Genomic DNA, 22,868 nt, shown 5'->3' with positions numbered 1-22,868 from the left:
CGGAACGGATCAGGTCAGGGACTGCGGGGCGAGCGGCGAGCCGCTGCCGGCGAGGATCTCCGGCCGGAGCAGATCGGTGAGTCGTTCGGCGGGCAACAGGCCCTTCTCCAGGACGAGTTCGGCGACTCCTCGGCCGGTGGCGAGGGCCTCCTTGGCGATGTCGGTGGCCGCCGTGTAGCCGATGTGGGGGTTGAGGGCGGTGACGAGGCCGATGGAGTTCTCGACCGTCGCGCGCAGGGTCTCGGTGTTGGCGGTGATCCCGTCGACGCAGCGTTCGGCGAGGGTGAGGCACGCGGCGCGCAGGTGGGTGATCGACTCCGACAGGGAATGCAGGATGATCGGTTCGAAGGCGTTGAGCTGGAGCTGTCCGGCCTCGGCGGCCATGGTGATGGTGACGTCGTTGCCGATCACCTCGAAGGCGACCTGGTTGACGACCTCGGGGATGACCGGGTTGACCTTGCCCGGCATGATCGACGAACCGGCCTGCACCGGCGGCAGGTTGATCTCCCCCAGACCGGCGCGCGGCCCGGAGGACAACAGGCGCAGGTCGTTGCAGCTCTTGGAGAGCTTCACGGCGATCCGCTTGAGGACACCGGACATCTGGACGAACGCCCCGCAGTCCTGGGTGGCCTCGACCAGGTTGGCGGCGGTCACCAGCGGCAGCCCGGTGATCTCGGCGAGATGGCTGCGGGCCGACTCTGCGTATCCGGCGGGGGCGTTGAGGCCGGTGCCGATCGCGGTGGCGCCGAGGTTGATCTCGTGGATCAGCTCGACGGCCTCGGCGAGCCGGCTGCGGTCCTCGTCCAGCATCACCGCGAACGCCGAGAACTCCTGCCCGAGCGTCATCGGCACCGCGTCCTGGAGCTGGGTGCGGCCCATCTTCAGGACGCCCTCGAACTCCACCGCCTTGCGGGCGAAGGCGTCCTGGAGGACGGCCATCGCCTTGAGCAGTCCGCGCACCGCGAAGACCGTGGCGACCTTGACGGCGGTCGGATAGACGTCGTTGGTGGACTGGCCGAGGTTGACGTCCTCGTTGGGGTGCAGGAACGCGTACTGGCCCTTGTCGTGGCCCAGCAGCTCCAACGCCCGGTTGGCGACCACCTCGTTGGCGTTCATGTTGGTCGAGGTGCCGGCGCCGCCCTGCACGACGTCCACCACGAACTGCTCGTGCAGACGGCCGGCGCGTATCTCGCGGCAGGCGGCGACGATGGCGGCGGCCTTCTCCGGCGCCAGCAGCCCGAGTTCCTCGTTGGCGAGGGCGGCGGCCTCCTTCACCGCGGCGAGGGCGTCGATGAGGTGCGGGTAGGCGGAGATCGGGGTGCCGGTGATGGGGAAGTTCTCCGTCGCGCGCAGGGTGTGCACACCCCAGTACGCGTCGGCGGGGACGTCCCGGTCCCCCAGCAGATCGTGTTCACGGCGGGTGGCTGCGGCGGTCATGGGAGTGCGGGTCCTCTTTCTGAGGGGGCGGGGACCGGGCGCCCTCGAAGGGACGCGGGGCATGGTGGATGCGCGGCTGCCGCCGCGGACGAAAGGGACGTCGAGGAGGTCAGTGACGCACTAGACGCGGGCCGACACCGGGTCCAGGGCCCGCGCCGGTCGCACGCTTCCCACGGGCTCGCCGCCGCCGAGCAGCGGCTCGCCCGCGAAGGCGGTCAGGAGGGCGGGGTCGACGCCGGCGCGGGCCAGCGCGGCCGCCGCGACGGGGACGCGGGCCCGGTCGGCGCCGTCGGAGATCTTGACGGCGATCGCGCGGCCGTCGGGCAGCGCGGCCACCTCGACGCCCTCGAAGCCGTCCTTGGCGAGCAGCCCGGGCACCGCCCGCATCAGCTCGGCGACGTCCCGGCCGACGCCGGAGGCCATCTCGGGGTGCTCGCGCATCGCGTCCGCGACACGGGACTCCGGGGTGCCCGGGACGGCCGTGGTGATGCGGGCGGCGGCGCGGGCGAGGCCGTGCAGGGAGACGGAGAAGAGGGGCGCGCCGCAGCCGTCGACGGTGGTGTGGGCGATGCGCTGTCCTGTGAGGTCCTCGACGATCTCGGCGATCGCCTGCTGGAGGGGGTGCCCGGGGTCGAGGTAGCCGTCGAGAGGCCAGCCGTTCAGCTTGCAGGTGTAGAGCATGGCCGCGTGCTTGCCGGAGCAGTTCTGGGCGAGGCGGGACGGCCCGCGCCCGTCGCGGATCCAGGTGTCGCGGACCGGCCTGCCGAACGGCATGTCGGGGACGTTGCGCAGGTCGCCCTCGGTGAGTCCGGCCTCGTCCAGGATGCGCCGGGCCCCGGCGAGGTGGCGTTCCTCGCCGGAGTGGCTGGCGGCGGCGAGCGAGAGCAGCTCGCCGTCGAGCGGGAGCCCGGCGCGCACCATGGCGACGGCCTGGACGGGCTTGAGCGCCGAGCGCGGGTGGAAGGCCACCTCGATGTCGCCGAGCTGGAAGGCGACCTCGCCGTCCGTGCCGAGGACGACGACGGAGCCGTGGTGGACGCCTTCGGTCACCCCGCCGCGGACGAGGTGGGCGACGGGGGCGTGGAGGGGTTCGCGGAGGGTGGGCGCCTGGGCGAGGGAACTGCTGTACATCACTGCCTGATCACTGGTGGGTGGGCATGGGCCGGCGTCGGCTTGCGAGGTCCTCGTGCCGCGCCCGGGCGGGCGCGGCACGAGGTTCCTCAGGCGTCGGCCCGGGGCGTGGAGCGGGCGAGGCGGCCGCGGATGGCGTACCAGCCTGCCACGAGCGCGGCGACGATCAGCGGCAGGCACAGCACGGTGGTGCGTCCCGCGCCGCCGTCGGTGTACATGAGGACCAGGACGGAGGCGAGGAAGGCCAGCGTCACGACTTCGGTCCAGGGGGAGCCCGGCAGTCGGTAGCCGGGCCGGGTGAGCTCGCCCTTCCGGGTCTTCTGCCAGAAGAGCAGGTGACAGATCATGATCATGCCCCAGGTGGCGAGGATGCCGATCGCCGCGAAGTTGAGCACGATCTCGAATGCGTCGGCGGGCACGACGAAGTTGAGGCCGACGCCGAGGACGCAGATGCCGCTGGTGAGCAGGATGCCGCCGTAGGGGACCTGGCTGCGGCTCATCACGCCCGTGAACGCGGGCGCGGAACCGGACTTCGCCATGGAGCGCAGGATGCGTCCGGTGGAGTACAGGCCGGAGTTGAGGGAGGACATGGCGGCGGTGAGGACCACGAGGTTCATCACGCCGCCGGCCGCGGGGATGCCGACCTTGGACAGGACGGTGACGAACGGGCTCTCCCCGGCGGTGTAGGACGACCAGGGCAGCAGCATCGACAGCAGGATCACCGAGCCGACGTAGAACAGGCCGACGCGCCACATGATCGAGTTGATGGCCTTGGGCAGGATCTTCTCGGGGTTCTCGGTCTCGCCGGCGGCGACGCCGACCAGCTCGACGGAGGCGTAGGCGAAGACGACGCCCTGGACGATCAGCAGCATGGGCAGCACGCCGTTGGGGAAGAGGCCGCCGTGGTCGGTGACGAGGCCGGGACCGGGCGTGACGCCGTCGACCGGGTGCTGGGTGACCAGCAGGAAGATGCCGATGCACATGAAGACGACGAGCGCGCCGACCTTGACGATCGCGAACCAGAACTCCAGTTCGCCGAAGATCTTCACCGAGATCAGGTTCACGGTGAGGACGACGGCCAGGGCGACGAGCGCGATCACCCACTGGGGTATGTCGGAGAACATGCCCCAGTAGTGGGTGTAGGTGGCGACGGCGGTGATGTCGGCGATGCCGGTGGTGGCCCAGTTCAGGAAGTACATCCAGCCGGCCGTGTAGGCGCCCTTCTCGCCGAGGAACTCCCGGGCGTAGGAGACGAAGGCGCCCGAGGAGGGGCGGTAGAGGACGAGTTCGCCGAGGGCGCGCACCACGAGGAAGGCGAAGACGCCGCAGACCGCGTAGGCGATGAAGAGGGAGGGCCCGGCGTCGGCGAGCCTGCCGCCGGCGCCGAGGAAGAGGCCGGTGCCGATGGCTCCGCCGATGGCGATCATGTTGACGTGGCGGGACTTGAGGGACTTGCTGTACCCCTCGTCGCCGGCGTCCACATGACGGGAGGTGGGGCGCGTCTCGTCTTTGAGGTGCTGTTCGCTCACGCCTCGGTACCGCCTTCCGTGGTGCTGTCCGTGCGCGCGGAGCGCACGATGTCGGTGAGGGTCGTCTCGACGCGGTCGAGGTGGTGGCTCATGGCCTCCACGGCGTCGTGTTCGGAACCGTCGATCAGCGCCTCGACGATGGCCCGGTGCTCGCGGTTGGACTGCTCGCGCCGGCCGCCCAGCTCGTTGAGGAAGGCCGACTGACGCGCCAGTGCGTCGCGGATCTCCTCGATGACCCGGCGGAAGACCGGGTTCTGGGCGGCTTCGGCCACCGCGAGATGGAAGAGGGAGTCCATCGCGACCCATGCGGTGGTGTCCGTCTCCCGCTCCATGCGGTCCAGCAGATGGGCCAGGTGGTCCAGGTTCTCCGGGGTGCGGCGCAGGGCCGCGTACCCGGCGACCGGGATCTCGACGTGGCGGCGCACCTCCAGCAGGTCGCTGGCCGCGTAGTCGCCGAAGGTGGGGTCCTCGACGGTGTTCGCGATCACGAAGGTGCCCTTGCCGGTCCGCGACATGGTCAGGCCCATGGTCTGCAGGGCGCGCAGGGCCTCACGCAGGACGGGGCGGGAGACCTCCAGCGTGCGGCAGAGCTCCGCCTCGGAGGGGAGCTTGTCGCCGATGGCGTACGCGCCGCGTTCGATGGCGTCGCGGAGGTGGCCGAGGACCGCTTCCATCGCGCTGACGCGGCGGGGTGCCGGACCACCTGTCTGGCTGTCTGACAGGTTCACGGGACCCGATGCTCCGGGAGGCCCGGGACGATGTCAAGGGGCGGACCGGAATGCGGACCGTCGGCGGCCCTGCGGCGCCGGGCCGCCCCCGGACGCGGCTCAGCCGTGCAGGACACCGGTTCCGAGCAGTGCGAACAGCAGCACGCCCACCGCGAGCCGGTAGATCACGAAGGCGCTGAAGGAGTGCTTGGCGACGAAGCGGAGCAGCCAGGCGATGGAGGCGTACGCCACGGCGAAGGAGACGGCGGTGCCGACGATCAGGGGGGCCGCGCCCGCTCCGGTCCCGAGGGCGTCCTTCAGTTCGTACAGGCCGGCTCCGGTGAGGGCCGGGATGCCGAGGAAGAAGGACAGCCGGGTGGCGGCCACGCGGTCCAGGTCGAGCATGAGGGCGGTGGACATGGTGGCGCCGGAGCGGGAGAAGCCGGGGAAGAGCAGCGCGAGGATCTGCGAGCCGCCGACGAGCATCGCGTCCTTGAGGGAGGTGTCGTCCTCGCCGCGCTTGTGCCGGCCCATGCGGTCGGCGGCCCACATCACGCCGCTGCCGGCGATGAGCGAGCCGGCGACCACCCACAGGGAGGCCAGCGGGCCCTGGATGAGCGGCTTGGCGGCCAGGCCGACGAGGACGATCGGGATCGTCGCGAAGATCACCCACCAGGCGAACTTGTAGTCGTGGTGGTAGCGCTGCTCCTTGTCGGCGAGGCCGCGCGCCCACGCGGAGACGATCCGCGCGATGTCCTTGCGGAAGTAGACGAGCACGGCCGCGATCGCCCCGACCTGGATGACGGCCGAGAAGCCGACGACCGCGTCGTCGTCGACCGGGATGCCCATCAGGCCCTCGGTGATCTTGAGATGGCCGGTGGACGAGACAGGGAGGAACTCGGTCACTCCCTCGACGGCTCCGAGGACGACGGCTTGGCCGACGGAGATGGCGCTCATGGGATCCAGTTCTTCTCGGCAGCGGGTGCGGCGGGGACAGTCCTACTACATCTGGACGTGGACCCTCTACGCCCACACCGCCCGCGCCAGGGCCACTCCCACGAACGCCGCGCCTGGACCGGCGACCACGCTCGCGACGACGTTCGCCGCGGCGAACACACGCGCTCCGGTCTCGGCCAGCCGCAAGGTCTCGTAGGAGAAGGTCGAGTACGTCGTCAGCGCTCCGCACAGTCCGGTGCCCAGGAGCAGCTGGAGGTGGGAGCCGGCCGCTCCCGCGACCGCCGCGCCGGTGAGCAGACCGAGGATCAGGCAGCCGGCGACGTTGACGGTGAAGGTGCCCCACGGGAACACCGAGTCGTGCCGGGACTGCACCGCGCGGTCGGTGAGGTACCTCAGCGGGGCGCCGACCACGGCACCCGCGACGACCAGCAGCCAGTTCACAACGACCTCTTACCCTGCGTGTCCGCTTCATCCTGGATTTCGTCACGGCCGACGTATCGGATGACCTCGCAGTCGTCGAGGATCACCAGCCCCTCGGTGACGAGCTCGTCGAGCTGCGGGAGGAACTCCCGGACGCGGGCCCGCGTGTCGACGATGACGACGGCCACCGGCAGGTCCTCGCTGAGGGAGAGCAGTCGCGAGGTGTGGATCAGGGAGGAGGCGCCGTAGCCCTCGATGCCGCGGAAGACGCTTGCGCCGGCGAGACCGGCTGCGTGGGCGCGGTGCACGATCTCGGCGTAGAGGGGCTTATGACGCCAGGTGTCGGTCTCACCGATGAGGACGGTCACCCGAACGGCGTCGCCGGTCAGCCTCGTCATGGCTGCCTCCGCTTCAGGCCACGGCGAGTCGCCGTGGAGGCGAGCCACACCGCGGAGAGGGCCGCGAGGGGCGTCGCGGCGAGGTAGGCCAGGCCCGTGCCCGGGCGGCCGGAGTCGACCAGCTTCTGGATGTCGACGGCGTAGGTGGAGAACGTGGTGAAGCCGCCGAGGACGCCGGTGCCGAAGAAGGGGCGGACCAGTCGGTGAGCCGCCCTGGCCTCGGTGACGACCACCATGAACACGCCGATGACGGCGCATCCCACGACGTTGGTCCACAGGGTGGCCCAGGGGAACCCCCCGGGTGGCGCGGGCCAGTGGAGCGAGGCCGCGTACCGGGCGGTCGCGCCGAGGGCGCCGCCGAGGGCGACCACCGCAACCACCGGCGCCTGACCGCGTCGGGCGGAGGGCCGTGCGGGACGGGTCCGGGTGCGGAGGCTCTCGGTCTCCGGGGCTGTCATGCCTGCGTGTCTCCTACTCACCGGGGCCCTGGCACACGGGCGCGCTCCATCGCGAGCAGGGACCGTTGGCGGCGCGCATGCCGCGGTTCGAATACGGCGGGCCCCACCGCCGCGGCGCGAGGCGATCGCGACCGGTGACCAGGATAGCCTCGGCGCCGGACCGGGGTCACTTCGCGGCGGGCGCCTCGCACACCGCGATGCCGCGTTCCCACAGGCTGCCCAGGACGAGCCGGCCGCGGGCCTCGCAGACGCTGGTGACCATGCGGAAGCCGGAGCGCCGGCGGGTGAGGTGGTGCACGGTGCGGCCCTCGTCGTCGACTGCGAGCACGCCGACGGAGCCGGTGGGGTGGAACGGCGCGCGCAGGGCGAGCCGGGCCGCGCGCCGGCGGACCTCGGGTGACGCGCGGTGCAGGAGGTCGAGCGGGGGGACCCGCGGTCCGGCCAGGGCGACCCAGATCGGGCCGTCGGGGGCGCCGCGCCACAGGTTGTCCGGGAAGCCCGGCAGGTCCTCGACGAGGGTGTCGGCACGGCCCGCGCCGGGGCCGGTGAGCCGGTAGCGGGTGAGGCGGCGGGCGCCGGTCTCGGCGACGACGAGCGCGCCGCCGTCGGCGCTGAGGGCGAGGCCGTTGGCGAACTGGAGCCCCTCGAGGAGGACTTCGGGTTCCTCCTCGCCGGGTGCGAGGCGCAGCAGACGGCCCGTGCCGGTGTGTTCGACGAGGTCGCCGATCCAGTCGTGCAAGGGGTGGACCTGGCTGGAGACGGTGAAGAAGACGGTCCCGTCGGGCAGGGCGACGACGTTGCTGCAGAACCGCAGCCGCTCCCCCGCCGCCCACTCCGCGAGGACGCGCGTGCGGCCGGTGCGGGTGTCGACGCGCAGCAGCGCGCCGTCCGCGTCGCACACCAACAGATCGCCATCAGGAAGGAGTTCGAGGCCGAGGGGGCGACCGCCGATCACGGCGAGCTCCTCGACCCGGGCGCACACGGGGTCGTCGAGGCCGTCGACGCGCAGGATCCGGCCGTCCGCGAGCCCGGTCAGGACGCGGCCGTGCGGGTCGGCCACGACGTCCTCGGGGCCGGAGCCGCCGAGGGAGAGGTACCTCACGGGGACGAGATCCGAGGGTCGGTGCATGAGTGGGGTCTGCCCTTCGCTGGTGGGGGTCGATGCCGGGACGCGGGGCGCGTAGGTGGTGTCGCCGTCGGGGGGCCGTGCGGGTAAGGCTCACGGGGGTGCGGGTTCGCCGTCAGCCGTCACCACCCTTTCTCGAACATTCGGGCCACTTCCGCGATGCGCATCTCGTCGCGCCGGTAGTGGGTGCGGCGGCGGATCCGCTTGGCGCGCAGCAGACCGAGGTCGGCGAGCAGGGTGAGGTGGGTGTCGGCGACTCTGCGGCGCACGCCCAGTTTCGCCGCGAGGGCGTCCGCGCTCACGCCGTCCTCGACGAGGTCGCCGTGCCGTTGCGGCGGGAAGTGCCTCTCCGGATCCTTCAGCCACTCCAGGATGGCCAGACGCCGTTCGCTGACCGGAGTCCTCAGCATGTCGTCCCCTCCGTCCTAGTGGGACCGGGCTCCTAGGGCGTGTTGCGAAAGCAGCGCCTGCCCCGCTTCCTCCCACTGTCGCGCAGCGGGGGCGGTCGTGTCCTGGACTCCGCCACCCTTGGCCTGGATGCAACGCCACCTGCCCATGGAGCGGTTCGGGGGCGTCGCGGAAGACGGAAAGGGGCCGCCCGCGTGCCGCGGCCGGCCCCTTGACTGCGCGTCGGGTGTCAGCGGTGGCTGAACCAGGACATCGAGGGCAGCGCCCTGTCGTCGTATCCGAACAGGGCCTGGTTCTCCCAGCCGTTGCCGGAGGCGGCGTCGGCCGGGTCCCAGCCGTTGCCCGCGACGGCGGTCCAGGTGGACTCCCAGTGGAACAGGCCGAGGCCGCGTCCGTTCGGGACGGCCTCGACGATGCTCGCCACGTCCTTCATCCACCGGGTCTGGCCGGCGACCGTGGCCGGGTAGCCGGGGACCAGTTCGCCGGGGACGTCGATGATGTTCTCGTGCGCGTCCTTGCTGTCCAGCCGGAAGGGGTAGGCCGTCTCGGCGACGAAGACCGGCTTGGCGTAACGGGAGGCCGCGTCGTCCAGGGTGGTCTGGAAGTCGGCGAGCGTGCCGTGCCAGTAGCCGTAGTAGGACAGGCCGATGACGTCGAACCTCACCCCGTGGGAGACGGCGTTGTCGAACCACCAGCGGGTGCCGGCCAGGTCGCCGCCCTTGGCGAGGTGCAGGGCCACCGCCGTGCGGGAGTCGACGGCCTTGACGGCGTCGTAGCCGGAGTTGAGCAGTCCGGCGAGCTGGGCCCAGTTGTCCGTGGAGCCGGCGGGCCACAGCGTGCCGCCGTTGATCTCGTTGCCGACCTGCACCATGTCGGCGGTGGTGCCCTGTGCCTTGAGGGCGCGCAGGACGTCGGAGGTGTGCCGGCTGACGTCGGTCTTGAGCTGCTCGTAGGAGTGGCCGGACCAGTGGGCGGGCACCTTCTGCGCGCCGGGGTCGGCCCAGGTGTCCGAGTAGTGGAAGTCGACCAGCAGCTTCATGCCCCGCGCCTTGACGCGCTTGGCGGCCGCCAGCACCCGGGCCTTGTCGTTGTAGCCGTCGGCGGGGTCCACCCAGACCTTCAAGCGCGCCCAGTTCTGCCCGGCGTTCCTCAGGATGGCGAGCGCGTCGCCCCTCGCTCCCGAACCGTCGCGGTAGACGCCGCCCTTGGCCTCGCTCTTGATGAGGGAGGAGACGTCGGAGCCCTTGACGGTGAGGCCCGTGGAGCCCGGGGTGAGGGTCAGGTCGTCGACGTTGATCCAGTTCCCGGCGTTGGCGTCGGAGGCGACACTGACCGTGCACTGGTGGAGGGTGACCGTGACGGAGGCGACGACGCGGATCCAGCCGCTCGCGGAGACCGGGATGTCGGTGCGCTGTTCGGGGCCGCCGCAGTTCTTCAGGCCGATGGAGGCGGAGTTCTGGCCGCCGCCGGAGCGCACCCAGGCGGTCAGGGTGTAAGCGCCGTCGGCGAGCCCGGACAGCCGCTGGTAGGTCTCCACCTTGTAGGGGGTGGACGCCCAGTGGGACAGGCGCAGGCTGCCGCCGTGGCCGCCCGCCTCGGTGAACGAGGCGGCGCTGTCGCCGCTCTCCGACCAGCCGGCGGGCACGGCCGTCCCGGAGCCGTCGGCTTCGAAGCCGCCGTTGGCGAGCGGGGCCGCGGCGTGCGCGCTGAGCGCAGGGAGGGCGGTGAGGGCGAGTCCCGCGGCGAGCGGCAGCAGCAGGGCCCTGAGGGTGCGTCTGGGATGGAACATCGTCGTCCGTCGTCCCTTCGACGTGGTGGAGGTGGATTCTCACGGGGAGGACTGGTCACAGAGGCGGATCCCCCCGCGGCGAAGGCCTCCCTCGCCCGCGGCTCGTGGCTCCACGGGCGAGGAAGGAGCTGGTTCAGCCGTCGAGTCGTACGACGCGTACGGCTCCCGCCGGTACCGCGAGGCGGCCCGCGGCGTGTTCGCCGGTCAGCAGTTCGGTGCCGGGGGTGTCCAGCGGCACCTTGGCGTCGGCGCCGGTGTGGTTGATCGCGAACAGGTAGACGCCCGTCTCGCCGGAGCGCCGGACGACCTCCAGGTCGCGCGGCAGTCCGGTGCGCGGGGCGAGCCGTGCGTCGTCGGCGGCCCGCTCCAGCAGGGCGGTCAGGCCGTCGTGGCCGAGGCGCGTGGAGACGTACCAGGCGGCGCCCTCGCCGAGGCGGTGGCGGGTGACGGCCGGGTGGCCGGCGGTGAGGCCGTCGGCGTACGTCCAGACCGTCTCCGCGCCGCGCGGCACGACGAACTCGCTCCACACGTCGCCGCTCAGCTCGACGCCGTCGGGGCCGGTGACCCGGACGCTCTCGCCCTGGAGCAGCGGGGAGAACTCCTCGACGGTCAGGCCGAGGACGTCGCGCAGCGCGCCCGGGTGGGGGCCCTCGTGGACGGCGTCGTGCTCGTCGACGATCCCCGAGAAGCAGGAGACGACGAGGGTGCCCCCGGCCTCGACGTATCGCGTGAGGTTGCGCCCGGCCGCCTCGGTGGTGAGGTACATTGCGGGCACGACGACGAGGGGGTGGGCGGACAGGTCGGCTTCCGGGTGGGCGAAGTCGACGGTGAGGTGGAGGTCGTAGAGGGCTTCGTAGAATGCGTCGGCGCGTTCGCGGGCGTCGTGGTCCTCACTGGGGCGCCAGGCGAGGTTCTGCGCCCACCAGGACTGCCAGTCCCACAGGACGGCCACGTCGGCCTCGGTGCGGGTGCCGCGCAGGGGGCTCAGGGAGTCGAGGGCGGCGCCGAGTCGGACGACCTCGCGCCACACGCGGGTGTCGGTGCCGCCGTGCGGGACCATCGAGGAGTGGAACTTCTCGGCGCCCCGCCGGGACTGCCGCCACTGGAAGAACATGGCGCCCTCGGAGCCGCGGGCGACGTGACCGAGGGAGTTGCGGGCCATCTGGCCGGGGGCCTTGGCGGGGTTGCGGGGCTGCCAGTTGACGCCCGAGGTGGAGTGCTCCAGGAGGATCCAGGGGGCGCCGCCGGCGACGGAGCGGGTGAGGTCGGCGGCCATGGCGAGGTTGACGTGGGTGCGGCGGCCGTCGGTGATCAGGTAGTGGTCGTTGGTGACGATGTCGACCTCGCGGCCCCAGGCCCAGTAGTCGACGGAGTCGCACTGGCTGAGGGCGGTCATGAAGTTCGTCGTGACCGGGACGCCGGGTGAGAGGCGGTGCAGGATGTCCCGCTCCGCGCGGAAGTTCTCACGCATGGTGGCGTCGGCGAAGCGCTTGTAGTCGAGAGCCTGGCCGGGGTTGCCGACGGTGGGGGTGGTGCGCGGCGGGTCGATGTCGTCGAAGCTCGCGTAGCGCTGGCCCCAGAAGGCGGTGCCCCAGGCCTCGTTGACGGCGGCGACGGTGCCGTACGTCTCTCGCAGCCAGCGGCGGAAGTGTGCGGCGCAGGAGTCGCAGTAGCAGGCGGAGACGGGAACGCCGTACTCGTTGTGGACGTGCCACATCGCCAGGGCCGGGTGGTCGCCGTAGCGTTCGGCGAGCCGGGTGGTGATGTTCGCGGCGGCCGTGCGGTAGTCGGCGTCGCTGTGGCAGATCGCGCCGCGGGAGCCGAACGCGAGGCGCACGCCGTCGGGGGTGACGGGCAGCGCCTCGGGGTGCGCGCGGTAGAACCAGACGGGCGGGCAGACGGTGGGCGTGCCGAGGTCGACGCGGATGCCGTTGTCGTGGAGCAGGCCGAGGATGCGGTCCAGCCAGCCGAAGTCGTACACACCCGGTTCCGGCTCCAGCATGGCCCAGGAGAAGATGCCGACGCTGACCATGGTGACGCCGGCCTCCCGCATGAGCCGGACGTCTTCCTGCCAGACGCTTTCCGGCCACTGCTCGGGGTTGTAGTCCCCGCCGAAGGCGAGCCTGGTGAGGCCCCTGGGGGTGGTCTCCGGGATGGGCTCCGGCATGGGTGTCTCCCGTCGGATCGATCATTTTGGGACCGTGCGCACCACGGATCATGGGAACGTGCACACACCGGATCGGCGGTGCGAACCCAACATAACCGCACAGCAACAACCATTGACAAGTGTCCAGGATGTTTCTCTACTGTGAACGCTCACAGAAGCATGGCAGGTTCTCGCAGCAGGTGGGAACCCAGGTCAGGGGAGAAGATCCATGCCCAACGCGAAGCGCCGCCGGCTGTTCAGAGTCACGGCCGCCGCCGTCGCCGCCGCTCTCGGCGGCACCGCCCTCGCCGCGTGCGGCTCGTCCGACGGGAGCGACGCCCGGTCCGGACCGGTCTCGCTGACGTACTGGAGCTGGACGCCCGGCATGGACAAGGTCGCGGACCTGTGGAACAAGGGGCCCGGCAAGAGCGCGCAGATCACGGTCACGGTGAAGAAGCAGGCGTCCGGCGACGACCTGGTCACCAAGATCCTCACCGCGCACAAGGCCGGCAAGGCCCCCGACCTGGTCCAGGCCGAGTACCAGGCGCTGCCCACGCTGGTCAGCAACGACGCGCTGGCGGACATAGCGGGGGACGTCGGCGAGGCCAGGGGCAAGTTCGCCGAGGGCGTCTGGCAGCAGACGACGCTGGGCACGGACGCGCTGTACGCGGTGCCGCAGGACATCGGGCCGATGATGTTCTACTACCGCGAGGACCTGTTCAAGCAGTACGGCCTCACGGTCCCCACCACCTGGGAGCAGTTCGCCCAGACCGCTCGCGCGCTGAAGAAGAAGGCGCCGGACAAGGACCTGACCACGTTCTCCGCCAACGACTCCGGACTGTTCGCGGGCCTCGCGCAGCAGGCCGGCGCCAAGTGGTGGACGACCACCGGCGACAAGTGGAAGGTCGGCATCCATGACGCGGCCACCAAGAAGGTCGCCGACTTCTGGGGCGGCCTGGTCAAGGAGGGCGCCGTCGACGACCAGCCGATGTACACCCCGGCCTGGAACAAGGCGCTCGACACCGGCAAGCAGATCGCCTGGGTGAGCGCCGTGTGGGCGCCCGGCACCCTGACCACCGCCGCGCCGGACACCAAGGGCAAGTGGGCCATGGCCCCGCTCCCCCAGTGGTCGCAGTCCGAGAACGTCACCGGCAGCTGGGGCGGCTCGTCCACCGCCGTCACCACCGATTCCCAGCACAAGGCGGCCGCGGCGAAGTTCGCCGTCTGGCTGAACACCGACGGCACGGCGCTCAACGCGCTGGCCAAGGAGGGCGGCATCTACCCGGCCTCCACCTCCGCGCAGCTCAGCGGCGCCTTCACCACGCCGCCGGCCTTCTTCTCCAACCAGCCGGACTTCTACACCAAGGCCGCCGCCATCGCGAAGACGACGGCGCCCTCGGCCTGGGGCCCGAACGTGAACGTCGCGTACACCAGCTTCAAGGACGCCTTCGGCGCCGCCGCGAAGAACAAGTCGGACTTCTCCGCCGCCCTGGACACGATGCACGCGGCCACCGTCGCCGACCTCAAGAAGAACGGCTTCGGGGTCTCCGAGTGACCAGCGCACACGGCACGCCGTACGGGGCCGGGAAGGCCCCGTACGTCCTCCCCTCCCGCGCCGCGCGCCGCGAACGAGCGCGCAGCGCCCCGTACTTCTTCCTCCTTCCCGCCACGGTGCTCTTCGTGCTGTTCTTCGCGCTGCCCATCGGCTACGCGGTCTGGCTCAGCTTCCGCAAGGTGAAGGTGTCCGGGCTGGGCCTGGGCGCCGGGGCCCGCAGGGAGGTCTGGGCCGGCCTGGAGAACTACACGGCCGCCTTCACCGACGACGAGTTGCTGAACGGCGCGCTGCGCGTGCTCGGTTACGGCTGCATCGTGGTCCCGGTGATGCTGGGCCTGGCGCTGCTGTTCGCGCTGATGCTGGACTCCGAGAAGGTACGGCTGTCCCCCTTCACCCGGCTCGCGATCTTCCTGCCGTACGCCATTCCCGGCGTGGTGGCGGCGCTGCTGTGGGGCTTCCTGTACCTGCCGGACGTCAGCCCGTTCTACTTCGTGCTCGACGCGCTGGGCCTGCCGCAGCCCGACCTGCTGGACGGCGGGCCGCTGTACCTGGCCCTGTCGAACATCGCGGTCTGGGGCGGCACCGGCTTCAACATGATCGTCATCTACACCGCGCTGCGGGCCGTCCCGGGCGAGGTGTACGAGGCGGCGAAGCTGGACGGGGCCACCCCGCTGCAGATCGCGCTGCGGATCAAGATCCCGATGGTGGCGCCCTCGCTGGTGCTGACGTTCTTCTTCTCGATCATCGCGACGCTCCAGGTGTTCAGTGAGCCGACGACGCTGAAGCCGCTCACCAACTCCGTTTCCACGACGTGGAGTCCACTGATGAAGGTGTACCGGGACGCGTTCCGCACGGGCGACGTCCACGGGGCGTCCGCGCAGGCCGTGATCATCGCGCTGGCCACGCTGCTGCTGTCCTTCGGGTTCCTGCGGGTCGCGAACCGCCGTACCGAGGGGGAGGCGACCCGATGAGTTCCCTCGCCGTCCACGAGGCGCCCGCCGCTGCCGGCGCCAGGCGCGCGGACCGCGGCCGCCCGCCGCTGCGCGCTCGCGTAGCGTTCGTCCCGACGCTGACGTTGCTGTTCGGCGCGGCGTACTGCCTGCTGCCGGTGGCGTGGGTGGTGATCGCCTCCACCAAGTCGGGGCGTGAGCTGTTCTCCACGTTCACGTTCTGGCCGGGGACCGGTTTCGCCGGCAACATCGCCGACCTCAACTCCTACCGCGACGGCCTGTACTGGCGGTGGATGGGCAACTCCGCCCTGTACGCCGGCGCCGGCGCCCTGCTGTCGACGTGCGTGTCGGCGGTCAGCGGCTACGCGCTGGCGACGTACCGCTTCCGGGGCCGTGAGACGGTGTTCAACGTGCTGCTGGCGGGCGTGCTGATGCCGCCGGTCATCCTGGCCGTCCCGCAGTACCTGCTGCTGGCGCAGGCGAACCTCACGGACTCCTACTGGTCGGTGCTGCTGCCGCAGGTCCTCTCCCCCTACGGCGTCTACCTCGCGCGCGTCTACGCGGCGGCGGCCGTGCCGGCCGACGTGGTGGAGGCCGGGCGGATGGACGGGGCGGGCGAGTGGCGGATCTTCACGCGGATCGCGCTGCCGATGATGGCGCCGGGGCTGGTGACGGTGTTCCTGTTCCAGTTCGTGGCCGTGTGGAACAACTTCCTGCTGCCGTACGTCATGCTCAGCGACGACGAGCGGTTCCCGATCACGCTGGGCCTGCACACACTGCTGGAGCAGGGCTCCAACACGCCCGCGCTGTACACGCTGGTGATCACCGGCGCGTTCCTGGCGGTGATCCCGCTGGTGGCGCTGTTCCTGGTCGTCCAGCGGTTCTGGAGCCTGGACCTGCTGTCCGGGGCAGTAAAGTCATGACGATGAGCAATGGCGCGGGGGGCAGGCGCAGACCGCCGACGATCCACGATGTGGCCCGCGAGGCGGGGGTCTCACGGGGCACCGTCTCCCGGGTGCTCAACGGCGGGCACTACGTCAGCAGGTCCGCCCGGGAGGCGGTCGACGCGGCCATCCGCAGAACGGGTTACGTCGTCAACCGGCACGCCCGTTCGCTGATCACCGGGCGCTCCGACTCCGTCGGCTTCCTGCTCACGGAGCCCCAGGAGCGGTTCTTCGAGGACCCCAACTTCAACGTCCTGCTGCGGCACTGCACCCAGGCGCTGGCCGCGCACGACATCCCGCTGCTGCTGATGCTGGCCGGGACCGAGGACGAACGTCGGCGCATCACCCGGTACATCACCGCCGGGCACGTGGACGGGGTGCTGCTGGTCTCCAGCCACTCCGGGGACCCGATCGCCTCCGAGCTGCGCGAGGCGGGGGTGCCGCTGGTCGCCTGCGGCAAGCCGATCGGGCTCGGGTCGAAGGTGAGCTACGTGGCCGCCGACGACCGGGACGGCGCGCGGGACATGGTGCGCCATCTGCTGGGGCTCGGCCGGCGCCGGATCGCAGTGGTCACCGGCCCGCTGGACACACCGGGCGGGGTGGAGCGGCTCGCCGGTTACAAGGAGGTGCTGGCCGAGGCGGGGGTCGCCTACGACGAGCGTCTGGTCGTCTCCGGCGACTACAGCCGGGCCAGCGGCGAGGCGGGCGCGGAGCGGCTGCTGGAGCGGGCGGCCGACCTGGACGCGGTGTTCGTGGCGTCCGACCTGATGGCGCAGGGCGTGCTGACGGTGCTGCACCGGGCGGGCCGGCGCGTCCCCGAGGACGTGGCGGTGGGCGGTTTCGACGACTCCCCCGCGGCGACGGCGGCCTCGCCGGCGCTCACCACGATCCGCCAGCCCTGGGACCGGATCAGCGGCGAGATGGTGCGGGTGCTGCTCGCCCAGATCGGCGGCGAGGACCCGGCGGCGGTGATCCTGCCGACGGAGCTGGTCCGACGGGAGTCGACGTGAGGGCTGCGGCGACGTGAGCTGCGGGCCGGTGCGGGACGAGCGCTTCTTGCACCCGCACTAGTTGCACGGTAAACAATGGGCGTCGACAGTGTTACCGTGCGGGTATGGCAGCGAAGACGGTCGAGGCGGGCCTCGAAGAGCGGTGGCGCGACATCCTCTCGGTGCACGCGCGCACGATGTGCGAGATCGACCGCGCGCTGCACCCCCACGGCCTCGGCGCGAGCGACTTCGAGGTGCTCGACATCCTCGCCGCCGAGGCGCCCCGGCAGGGTGACCAGTGCCGGGTGCAGAACCTCGTCGGCCGGGTGCACCTCAGCCAGAGCGCCCTGTCCCGTCTGATCGGCCGCCTGGAGAAGGACGGCCTGGTGGAGCGCTCCGTCTGCATGGAGGACCGGCGCGGCGTCTGGGTCGCCCTCACCCCCAAGGGCCGCGACCTGCACACGGAGGTCCGGCCGCTCCAGCGAGCGGTGCTGGAGCGGATGCTGGGCGGCTGAGCACACCGGCAGGCGCCCACGCGGACGAGCGCGGGCGCCTGCGGGAACGACCGGGGCCCTCGGGGGTGTGGTCGGGTCACCTGGCCAGCAGTGTGCGGACCCCCTCCGAGGTGAGGGTCAGGGGGTGGTCGCCGGCCGCGTCGATGGAGAGGGAGAGCTCGCCTTCCGGCCACTGGTGGGCGAGCGCGCCCAGCGGCACCAGACGGTAGCGGGCCACCTCCGGAAGGAGGTCGACCATCTCCGGCTCGGAGGTGAAGACAGGGACCACGTGCGCGCCGCCGGGCTGCTCCAGCACGGGGAGCGCCAGCGTGGCGGGGTTGGTGACGTCCTCGTCGGCGGCGTCGTCGGGGACGGGCACCAGCACGTCGCAGTGGGCGAGGGTGTCCAGCGCCTCGGTGTCCCCCGTGTCCTTGGCCAGCGCGTCCAGCGCTCGGGCGGCGGGGGTCGTGTCGGGCTCGTGGGCGGGTGTTTCCATGGTTCTTCCCCAGACGGGCGGCGGATGGGCGGTCCGGCCTCGCGTACCCGCTCGCACCGCGCTCAATCGGGGTGCGGCCGCCGTTTCGTGGATACCCGGGACCTTTGCCCACGACGCTGGAGGGACCCATGAAGCACCCGGAGCCACCCCCTTACACCGAGCGGCACGAGGAGGTCCTGCGCGCGCTGGCCGCGGCCGAGGAGCGCGGCGGCGGCGAGCCGGTCCATCTGGAGGAGATCTCGCGCGGGGCCGGGCTCGGCACGGACGAGACGCAGATCCTGCTGGACGACCTCAGGCGCGTCCACCACCGGGTCACCGAACTCGCGGGCAGCGACCGCCCCGACCTCGGCCCGCGCTTCGGCACCGCGCCGCGGTTGTGATACCCGCAGGTAGCGGCCCCCCTGAAGGACCGCGGAACGAGCGGGTTATCGTATGAGCGCTGCCTAGCTCGAAAGAGAAACCTGTGACTGTCAACGACGACTCGTTCACCAACTGGAAGAACCGCGAGGAGATCGCGGAGTCGATGATCCCGATGATCGGGAAGCTCCACCGGGAGCGGGACGTCACCGTCCTGCTGCACAGCCGCTCCCTGGTGAACAAGTCGGTGGTCAGCATCCTCAAGACCCACCGCTTCGCCCGGCAGATCGCCGGCGAGGAACTCTCGGTGACCGAGACGCTGCCCTTCCTCCAGGCCCTCACCACGCTGGACCTCGGCCCGTCCCAGATCGACATCGGCATGCTCGCCGCGACCTACCGGGCCGACGACCGCGGTCTGTCGGTGCTGGACTTCACCGCCGACGCCGTATCCGGCGCCACGGGTGAGAACAAGATCGAGCGCCGTGAGCCGCGCGACGTCGTGCTCTACGGCTTCGGCCGCATCGGCCGGCTCGTCGCCCGGCTGCTGATCGAGAAGTCCGGCTCCGGCAACGGTCTGCGGCTGCGCGCCATCGTCGTGCGGGGCGGCGGGGAGCGGGCCGGCGAGGACATGGTCAAGCGCGCCTCACTGCTGCGCCGCGACTCCGTCCACGGCCAGTTCCAGGGCACGATCACCGTCGACGAGGCGAACAGCACGATCGTCGCCAACGGCAACGAGATCAAGGTGATCTACGCGAACGACCCCTCCGAGGTCGACTACACCGCGTACGGCATCAACGACGCCATCCTGATCGACAACACGGGCAAGTGGCGTGACCGCGAGGGCCTGTCGAAGCACCTGCGGCCCGGCGTCGGCAAGGTCGTGCTGACCGCGCCCGGCAAGGGCGACGTGCCGAACATCGTGCACGGCGTCAACCACGACACGATCAAGCCGGACGAGAACATCCTGTCCTGCGCCTCCTGCACCACCAACGCGATCGTGCCGCCGTTGAAGGCGATGGCGGACGAGTACGGCGTGCTGCGCGGTCACGTGGAGACCGTCCACTCGTTCACCAACGACCAGAACCTGCTGGACAACTACCACAAGTCCGACCGCCGGGGCCGTTCCGCGCCGCTCAACATGGTCATCACCGAGACCGGGGCCGCCTCCGCCGTCGCCAAGGCGCTGCCCGACCTCAAGGCGCGGATCACGGGCAGCTCGATCCGCGTCCCGGTGCCCGACGTGTCGATCGCGATCCTGAACCTCCAGCTCGCCCGGGAGGCCGACCGCGAGGAGGTCGTCGACTACCTGCGCCATGTGTCGCTGACCTCGCCGCTCAAGCGCCAGATCGACTTCATCAGCGCGCCCGACGCGGTCTCCAGCGACTTCATCGGCTCGCGGCACGCCTCGATCGTGGACGCCGGCGCGCTGAAGGTGGAGGGCGACAACGCGATCCTCTACCTCTGGTACGACAACGAGTTCGGCTACTCCTGCCAGGTCGTCCGCGTCGTCCAGCACGTCTCCGGGGTGGAGTACCCGACGTACCCGGCGCCCAGCGCCTGACCGCCGGGCGCCCCGCGCCGCGTACGGCCCCGTTCCCGCGTGCAGCGGGGCGGGGCCGTACGGGTTTCCGCGTGTCCGGGGGCTCAGTCGGAGACGGTCTCCGGGCGGCCCGGCTCCGACCAGTGGGTGTGGAAGGAGCCGGGGCGGTCGGTGCGGCGGTAGGTGTGGGCGCCGAAGTAGTCGCGCTGCCCCTGGAGCAGGGCGGCGGGCAGCCGGCCGGCGCGCAGGGTGTCGTAGTGGGCGAGGGCGGCGGAGAACGCGGGCACGGGGATGCCGCGCCGGGCGGCCGAGGCGACGGTCTCGCGCCACGGGACCTGCGCGGCGGCGATCTCCCGGGAGAACTCCTCCTCGGCGAGCAGGCTGACCAGCTCGGGGTCGGCGGCGTACGCGGTGCGGATGCGGTCGAGGAACGAGGCGCGGATGATGCAGCCGCCGCGCCAGATCTTGGCGACCTCGCCCAGGTCGATCTTCCAGCCGAACTCTCCGGCCGCGTCCTGGATCATCTTCCAGCCCTGGTCGTAGGCGACGACCTTCGACGCGTACAGGGCGTGCTCCACCTGCGAGGTGAAGCGTGCGGCCTCGGTGCGGCTGAGCTCGGGCGCGGTGCCGCCGGGCAGCCCGGCGTAGGCGGCGCGCAGGTCGCTCTGGCCGGAGGCGGCGCGGGCGAAGGTGGCCTGGGCGATGGCGGTGACCGGGGATCCCAGGTCGAGGGCGGTCTGCACGGTCCAGCGGCCGGTGCCCTTCTGGCCGGCGGCGTCCGCGACGATGTCCACGAACGGCCGTCCGGTGGCGGCGTCGGTGTGGGCGAGGACCTCGGCGGTGATCTCGATCAGGTAGGAGCCGAGCCGGCCGTCGTTCCAGGTGCGGAAGATGGACGCGATCTCGGTCGGGGTGTAGCCGGCGACCTGGCGCAGCAGGTCGTACGCCTCGGCGATGAGCTGCATGTCGGCGTACTCGATGCCGTTGTGGACCATCTTGACGAAGTGCCCGGCGCCGTCGGTGCCGACGTGGGCGGCGCACGGCTCGCCCTCGATCTGCGCGCCGATCTTCTCGAACATCGGGCCGAGCACGGCGTACGACTCGGTGGAGCCGCCGACCATGATCGACGGCCCGTTGAGGGCGCCTTCCTCGCCGCCGGAGACGCCGGTGCCGACGAAGTGGATGCCGCGGGCGCGCAGGGCCTCCTCACGGCGGCGGGTGTCGGCGAAGTGGGCGTTGCCGCCGTCGATGATCATGTCGCCGGGCTCCAGGAGCGGGGCGAACTCGTCGATCACGGCGTCGGTGACCGCGCCCGCCTGCACCATGATCATCAGTCGGCGGGGGCGCTCCAGGGCGGCCACGAACTCCGCGGCCGTCTCGGCGGGCACGAACGCGCCCTCGTGCCCGTACTCGTCCACGAGCGCCCGGGTGCGGCCGGCGCTGCGGTTGTGGACGGCGACGGTGTAGCCGTTGCGGGCGAAGTTCCGCGCGAGGTTGCGGCCCATCACGCCGAGGCCGGTGACGCCGATGGCAGCGGTTGCGTTCATGAGGTACGTCCCTTGGATCGATCCGCGAGAGGGGCGCGCGGCCCCTCGTTGCCGACAGGTACGGCTCGGAAGGCGGATCTTCTCGACGAGGACGGAAGAAAGGTGCCTCGGCCCGCCCGCAGGGTGTCCGCGAGCGGCCGGAGCGCCGCGGCGGAGGCGAGCGCCGCGGCGGAGGCGAGCGCCTCGCCTTCCCTGTGGCGCAGGCCACGTCGGCTGCGGGGGTGCGGGCATGTCGCCGGGCGGGGGCCGCGGGCTACCGTTTCAACGGCTCCCTGTCCCCCTCTTCGCAGTCCGGACGGCTTTCAGTGCGCGCAGACCTCTCCCCTGTCATAGCGGCGACCGCCCAGTGGCTGACCCGGTCGTATCCGGCGTCCGGCGGGGCGATGGCCTCGGCCCTGTGCGAGGCGCAGGCCCGGCAGGCGGTGACCGTCGCGGCGTGGCTGCGGTACCCGACGGTGATGGACGCCGCGCTGGTGGACGTGGCCGGCCCCGGGGGCTCGGCGCGCCTGGACCGGGTCAGCGGCGCGAGGGCCGACGACGCGGCCTGGCGCAGCTGGGTGGACGAGGTGGTCGCGAGCTGGGCGGCCTGTCTGCTGACCGACCCCGAGCTGGCGGCCCTGGCGGTGGCCGGCCTGGACGGCGGCGACCACACCACCGGACTGCCGATGAGCTTCGGCCGCCTGCTCGCCCCGGACGCCCACGACCGCCGGGCGGCGGCCCTCCTGCGCCACCCCGACCTCCTCGCCCCCGTGTCCGACCTCCACCGCCGCCAACTCGTGAACCACCTGCGCCGGGGCCAGGCACTCATCGCCTGAGGCCGGGCACTTCCGGGCCGGGGTTCGCTCAGGCCCCGGACGCCCGCCGCAGAGCGACCCGCGACGCGACGAGCGTCCGCAGCATGCCGACGTCCGCTCCCCCGCGCAGCCCGCGCTTGGGCACCAGCACCATGCCTCCCACAGTGTCGTCGACGACCAGGACGAACAGGTTCGCGGTCTCGATGCCGTGGCGGAAGGAGGTCCAGGGGATCCGGCTCTCCATGATCGAGCTGGCCGTCTGGACGCCGTTCCCGTTCACCCACATGACGTATCCGCGGTAACCCGCGACCCTGGTCAGTTGCCGCGCCCGCCACCAACGGTTCGCCCCGCTGCCGAACGGACCTCCCAGGGCCCCGCACAGGCCGACCACGCCCACCTCGCCGACGACGTCCGCAGGCGCGGCGCGCCAGGCGAGGACGGCGACGGCGACTGCCGTGACCAGCAGGACGAACGCCGGGACGGCCCATGAGGCCCGGCCGGTGCGTGCGCGCAGCGCCTCGGCGGCATCGGCCCGGGTCGGTACATAGGCCAGCTCCACGACGGTCGGCGCCGCATCCGGCTCCCTGAGGGCCGGCGCGGAGGCCGGCTCCGGGGCAGGGGGCGCCAGGGTGGGCGCGGGGGCCGGGCGGGCCTCGGTGGGCGTTGCGGCGCTCGGCCGCTGTTCGTCCTTCACGG

The 22,868-nt window shown here is 71.8% G+C and carries 23 protein-coding genes; 8 read left to right on the top strand and 15 right to left on the bottom strand.

Annotated elements, in window-relative coordinates; translation table 11 throughout:
• Positions 1 to 9: 9 nt before the first annotated feature.
• The 12 genes from aspA to ACIOC0_RS04300 all read right to left on the bottom strand — a co-directional run bounded on the left by aspA (position 10) and on the right by ACIOC0_RS04300 (position 12,515).
• A complete protein-coding gene (aspA, locus tag ACIOC0_RS04355; RefSeq protein WP_402152263.1) occupies positions 10 to 1,437 on the bottom strand; it encodes an aspartate ammonia-lyase in 1,428 nt (475 codons plus the stop codon).
• 120 nt (positions 1,438 to 1,557) lie between these two features.
• Positions 1,558 to 2,568 (bottom strand): asparaginase, encoded by a 1,011-nt coding sequence (locus ACIOC0_RS04350; RefSeq protein ID WP_402152260.1) that lies wholly within the window; start codon positions 2,566 to 2,568, stop codon positions 1,558 to 1,560.
• Positions 2,569 to 2,657: 89 nt separating this feature from the next.
• Positions 2,658 to 4,097: an amino acid permease gene (locus tag ACIOC0_RS04345; RefSeq protein ID WP_402152257.1), complete on the bottom strand. Its 1,440-nt coding sequence runs from the start codon at positions 4,095 to 4,097 to the stop codon at positions 2,658 to 2,660.
• Positions 4,094 to 4,825, bottom strand: a complete 732-nt coding sequence (locus ACIOC0_RS04340; protein ID WP_402152255.1) for a FadR/GntR family transcriptional regulator — start codon at positions 4,823 to 4,825, stop codon at positions 4,094 to 4,096. Before ACIOC0_RS04340 ends, ACIOC0_RS04345 begins: the two co-directional genes overlap by 4 nt.
• Before the next feature lie 99 nt (positions 4,826 to 4,924).
• Entirely contained in the window at positions 4,925 to 5,761 is an 837-nt protein-coding gene (locus tag ACIOC0_RS04335) for an undecaprenyl-diphosphate phosphatase (RefSeq protein ID WP_402152252.1), read from the bottom strand.
• A 66-nt stretch (positions 5,762 to 5,827) separates the two neighbouring features.
• A complete protein-coding gene (gene crcB / locus ACIOC0_RS04330) occupies positions 5,828 to 6,202 on the bottom strand; it encodes a fluoride efflux transporter CrcB (RefSeq protein WP_402152249.1) in 375 nt (124 codons plus the stop codon).
• Entirely contained in the window at positions 6,199 to 6,579 is a 381-nt protein-coding gene (locus tag ACIOC0_RS04325) for a DUF190 domain-containing protein (RefSeq protein ID WP_402152246.1), read from the bottom strand. Before ACIOC0_RS04325 ends, crcB (ACIOC0_RS04330) begins: the two co-directional genes overlap by 4 nt.
• The gene (gene crcB, locus ACIOC0_RS04320) at positions 6,576 to 7,037 is read right to left on the bottom strand and encodes a fluoride efflux transporter CrcB (RefSeq protein ID WP_402152243.1); all 462 of its coding nucleotides are present in this window, start codon (positions 7,035 to 7,037) and stop codon (positions 6,576 to 6,578) included. The genes ACIOC0_RS04325 and crcB (ACIOC0_RS04320) overlap by 4 nt, the downstream gene beginning before the upstream one ends.
• A gap of 166 nt (positions 7,038 to 7,203) precedes the next feature.
• Positions 7,204 to 8,166 (bottom strand): SMP-30/gluconolactonase/LRE family protein, encoded by a 963-nt coding sequence (locus ACIOC0_RS04315; RefSeq protein WP_402152240.1) that lies wholly within the window; start codon positions 8,164 to 8,166, stop codon positions 7,204 to 7,206.
• A 119-nt stretch (positions 8,167 to 8,285) separates the two neighbouring features.
• Entirely contained in the window at positions 8,286 to 8,573 is a 288-nt protein-coding gene (locus tag ACIOC0_RS04310; RefSeq protein ID WP_351089339.1) for an ArsR family transcriptional regulator, read from the bottom strand.
• A 227-nt stretch (positions 8,574 to 8,800) separates the two neighbouring features.
• Positions 8,801 to 10,360 carry an arabinogalactan endo-beta-1,4-galactanase gene (locus tag ACIOC0_RS04305; protein WP_402152237.1) on the bottom strand — a complete coding sequence of 520 codons (1,560 nt, stop codon included), beginning with the start codon at positions 10,358 to 10,360 and terminating at the stop codon, positions 8,801 to 8,803.
• A 133-nt stretch (positions 10,361 to 10,493) separates the two neighbouring features.
• Positions 10,494 to 12,515: a beta-galactosidase gene (locus ACIOC0_RS04300; RefSeq protein WP_402153205.1), complete on the bottom strand. Its 2,022-nt coding sequence runs from the start codon at positions 12,513 to 12,515 to the stop codon at positions 10,494 to 10,496.
• A 220-nt stretch (positions 12,516 to 12,735) separates the two neighbouring features.
• On the opposite strand from ACIOC0_RS04300, the gene ACIOC0_RS04295 reads away from it, so the two are divergent.
• From ACIOC0_RS04295 to ACIOC0_RS04275, 5 genes are all read left to right on the top strand, one after another.
• Positions 12,736 to 14,061, top strand: coding sequence for a sugar ABC transporter substrate-binding protein (locus tag ACIOC0_RS04295; protein WP_402152234.1), 1,326 nt, complete (start codon positions 12,736 to 12,738; stop codon positions 14,059 to 14,061).
• On the top strand, positions 14,058 to 15,032 hold the full coding sequence (locus ACIOC0_RS04290; RefSeq protein ID WP_402152231.1) for a carbohydrate ABC transporter permease: 975 nt from the start codon (positions 14,058 to 14,060) through the stop codon (positions 15,030 to 15,032). Before ACIOC0_RS04295 ends, ACIOC0_RS04290 begins: the two co-directional genes overlap by 4 nt.
• Positions 15,029 to 15,934: a carbohydrate ABC transporter permease gene (locus tag ACIOC0_RS04285; RefSeq protein WP_402152228.1), complete on the top strand. Its 906-nt coding sequence runs from the start codon at positions 15,029 to 15,031 to the stop codon at positions 15,932 to 15,934. Before ACIOC0_RS04290 ends, ACIOC0_RS04285 begins: the two co-directional genes overlap by 4 nt.
• Positions 15,931 to 16,965 carry a LacI family DNA-binding transcriptional regulator gene (locus ACIOC0_RS04280; protein WP_402152225.1) on the top strand — a complete coding sequence of 345 codons (1,035 nt, stop codon included), beginning with the start codon at positions 15,931 to 15,933 and terminating at the stop codon, positions 16,963 to 16,965. Before ACIOC0_RS04285 ends, ACIOC0_RS04280 begins: the two co-directional genes overlap by 4 nt.
• A 104-nt stretch (positions 16,966 to 17,069) precedes the next feature.
• Entirely contained in the window at positions 17,070 to 17,459 is a 390-nt protein-coding gene (locus tag ACIOC0_RS04275; protein ID WP_402152222.1) for a MarR family winged helix-turn-helix transcriptional regulator, read from the top strand.
• Between the two features lie 76 nt (positions 17,460 to 17,535).
• Here ACIOC0_RS04275 and ACIOC0_RS04270 read toward each other — a convergent pair whose 3' ends face one another.
• On the bottom strand, positions 17,536 to 17,934 hold the full coding sequence (locus ACIOC0_RS04270) for an SseB family protein (protein ID WP_402152219.1): 399 nt from the start codon (positions 17,932 to 17,934) through the stop codon (positions 17,536 to 17,538).
• A 128-nt stretch (positions 17,935 to 18,062) separates the two neighbouring features.
• On the opposite strand from ACIOC0_RS04270, the gene ACIOC0_RS04265 reads away from it, so the two are divergent.
• Together ACIOC0_RS04265 and ACIOC0_RS04260 are read left to right on the top strand one after the other, a co-directional pair.
• Entirely contained in the window at positions 18,063 to 18,314 is a 252-nt protein-coding gene (locus tag ACIOC0_RS04265; protein ID WP_402152217.1) for a hypothetical protein, read from the top strand.
• 83 nt (positions 18,315 to 18,397) lie between these two features.
• Positions 18,398 to 19,852, top strand: a complete 1,455-nt coding sequence (locus ACIOC0_RS04260) for a glyceraldehyde-3-phosphate dehydrogenase (protein ID WP_402152214.1) — start codon at positions 18,398 to 18,400, stop codon at positions 19,850 to 19,852.
• 83 nt (positions 19,853 to 19,935) lie between these two features.
• Here ACIOC0_RS04260 and gndA read toward each other — a convergent pair whose 3' ends face one another.
• Entirely contained in the window at positions 19,936 to 21,378 is a 1,443-nt protein-coding gene (gene gndA / locus ACIOC0_RS04255) for an NADP-dependent phosphogluconate dehydrogenase (protein ID WP_352248323.1), read from the bottom strand.
• A gap of 305 nt (positions 21,379 to 21,683) precedes the next feature.
• Here gndA and ACIOC0_RS04250 point away from each other — a divergent pair, with 305 nt between their 5' ends.
• A complete protein-coding gene (locus tag ACIOC0_RS04250; RefSeq protein ID WP_402152211.1) occupies positions 21,684 to 22,193 on the top strand; it encodes a hypothetical protein in 510 nt (169 codons plus the stop codon).
• A gap of 28 nt (positions 22,194 to 22,221) precedes the next feature.
• On the opposite strand, the gene ACIOC0_RS04245 is transcribed toward ACIOC0_RS04250, so the two are convergent.
• On the bottom strand, positions 22,222 to 22,866 hold the full coding sequence (locus tag ACIOC0_RS04245; protein ID WP_402152208.1) for a YcxB family protein: 645 nt from the start codon (positions 22,864 to 22,866) through the stop codon (positions 22,222 to 22,224).
• Positions 22,867 to 22,868: the final 2 nt, after the last annotated feature.

Origin of the sequence: Streptomyces sp. NPDC088254 (assembly GCF_044740925.1) — a bacterium.
Taxonomy (GTDB): Bacteria; Actinomycetota; Actinomycetes; order Streptomycetales; family Streptomycetaceae; genus Streptomyces.
The sequence above is the reverse complement of the archived record's forward strand: the minus strand, read 5'-3'. Positions and strand labels throughout refer to the sequence as shown.